The organism is Ramlibacter sp. (genome assembly GCF_035706265.1).
In the GTDB taxonomy this organism is placed as follows: domain Bacteria; phylum Pseudomonadota; class Gammaproteobacteria; order Burkholderiales; family Burkholderiaceae_C; genus Ramlibacter.
In genome coordinates, this window is sequence record NZ_DASSVG010000338.1 from 1 (window position 1) to 2,095 (window position 2,095).

Annotated in this window: 2 protein-coding genes; both read right to left on the reverse strand. The window is 70.2% G+C overall.

Annotated features, from left to right (window positions below; translation table 11 throughout):
* Positions 1–169 precede the first annotated feature (169 nt).
* A complete protein-coding gene (locus tag VFM98_RS12260) occupies positions 170–1,174 on the reverse strand; it encodes a tripartite tricarboxylate transporter substrate binding protein (protein ID WP_325110205.1) in 1,005 nt (334 codons plus the stop codon).
* The coding region (locus VFM98_RS12265; RefSeq protein WP_325110206.1) for a tripartite tricarboxylate transporter permease at positions 1,171–2,095 on the reverse strand (925 nt) is incomplete at its 5' end. The genes VFM98_RS12265 and VFM98_RS12260, both read right to left, overlap by 4 nt.

The following is a 2,095-nucleotide window of genomic DNA, read 5'->3' on the forward strand; positions in this document are numbered from 1 at the left end:
GCGCGCAGCGCCTGCCGGCCGGCGTCGACGATCTCGGCCGGGTCGGGCCGCTCGCCCAGCGCGCGCGCCACGAACAGCCGCTTGAGGCGCTCCGGCCGCGGCAGGCTGCCCGTGTGCGTGGTGAGGATGCGGCCGTCGCTCCGCTTCATCTGCTGCCCGCCGCGCGGCGCTACTTCAGGCGGCCGGTCTTCTGGTAGAAGCGCCGCTCGGCTTCGGCGTACTCGCCCAGGTCCTTGGGCAGGTTGCTCGAGTTCACCAGCTTGGGGTCGAAGAACACGCCGAACTTCCGGTACTCGGCGATGAGCTCCGGGTCCCGCATCGCGGCGCGGATCGAGGCGCCCAGCCAGGCCTTGCGGTCGGCCGGCGTGCCCTTGGGCACCACCGCGAAGCGGATCACCTGCCAGAGGTATTCGTTGCCGCCGAGGGCCTCGTTGAAGGTCGGCATGTCCTTGAGGAAGTCCATGCGCGCCGCCGAGGCGACCGCGAGCGGCGCCACCTTGCCGCCGTCGAGGTGGCCGCGGAACTCGGAGTAGAAGCCCTGCGCCACGTCGACGTTGCCGCCGACCAGCGCGCTGATGCCGGCGCCGCCGCCCTGGAAGGGCACGCGCAGGAACTTCGCCCCGGTCGCCGCCTCGATCTGCTCGACGATGTACTCCCACATGCTGCCCGGCACGGTGGCCACGCGCACGGTGCCCGGCTTGTCCTTCGCCGCCTGCACGATCTGCTTGATGCCGTAGCCCTTGTACGGGCCCTCGGTGCGGCCCACCCAGGTGAGCGCGTCGGTATTCAGGTAGCCGATCGGCTCGAGGTCCTCGAGCTTCCAGCGGCCCTGCGCGCGCAGCATCGCGTCGCCCCACACCAGGTTGGCCAGCACGCCGACGGTATGGCCGTCGGGCTTGGCCTGCGTCGCGAGGTAGGTGTGGCCCACCATGCCGGCGCCGCCGGTGCGGTTGTTGACGATGACGCGCTCGCCGCTGTGCTTCTCGACGTACTTGGCGAGCAGCCGCCCGGTGACGTCCATGCCGCCGCCGGCGGGATAGACCACGGTGAACTCGATCGGCTGCGCGGGGAAATCCTTCGGCTTGAGCTTGGCGAGCGCCGCATCCTGCGCGGCAGCCGGCATCGAGATCAGGGACGACAGGACTGCGGCAAAGGCAAGCTTCGCGAGCTTCATGGACTTCCCCCTCCTCCGGTTGGTCGGTTCTTGCGGCGGAACATCAGGGCGGCGAGCACCATGCTCGCCGCGAGCAGCAGCGCGGTTACCGGGCGCTGCAGCAGAATCATAGCGCCATCGGGCGACATCACCAGCGCCTGGCGCAGCGACTGCTCGAGCAGCGGCGCCAGCACGAAGGCGATGACGAACGGCGCCAGGTCGTACTCCAGCTTGCGCAGCAGGTAGCCGCCGACGCCGAACGCCAGCATCACCCACAGGTCGAAGACGTTCTTGTTGGCCGAGTACGATCCCACCACGCAAAGCAGCAGCACCACCGGGAACAGCACGCGGTAGGGCACGCGCAGCAGCTGCGCCCACAGCCCCACCAGCGGCAGGTTGAGCACCAGCAGCAGCACGTTGCCGACGTACATGCTGGCGACGATGCCCCAGAAGAGCTCCGGGCGCTGCGTCATGAACAGCGGCCCCGGCTGCACGCCCTGGATGATGAGCGCGCCGAGCAGCAGCGCGGTCACCGGGTTTCCCGGGATGCCGAGCGACAGCACCGGGATGATGCTGCCGGCCACCGCGGCGTTGTTCGCCGATTCCGGGCCCGCCACGCCCTCCACCGCGCCCTTGCCGAAGCGCTCGGGATGCTTCGAGATGCGCTTCTCCAGCATGTAGGACATGAACGAGGCGGTCACCGGCCCGCCGCCCGGCACCAGGCCGAGCAGGAACCCCAGGCCGCTGCCGCGCATCATCGGGCGCCACGACGCCTTCCAGTCGGCCGCCGTGGGCCAGAGCCCGCGGATGCGCTCGGCGAGCACCGTGCTCGTCGCCAGCGTCTCGACGTTGAACAGCACTTCGGCCAGGCCGAACAGGCCGATGACCACCGACAGCAGGTCGATGCCGGCGCCCAGGTTCACCGAGCCGAAGGTGAAGCGC

Bases quoted from the DNA above. Each gene is read 5' to 3' on its own strand.
- VFM98_RS12260 (WP_325110205.1), bottom strand. From the start codon at position 1,174: ATGAAGCTCGCGAAGCTTGCCTTTGCCGCAGTCCTGTCGTCCCTGATC.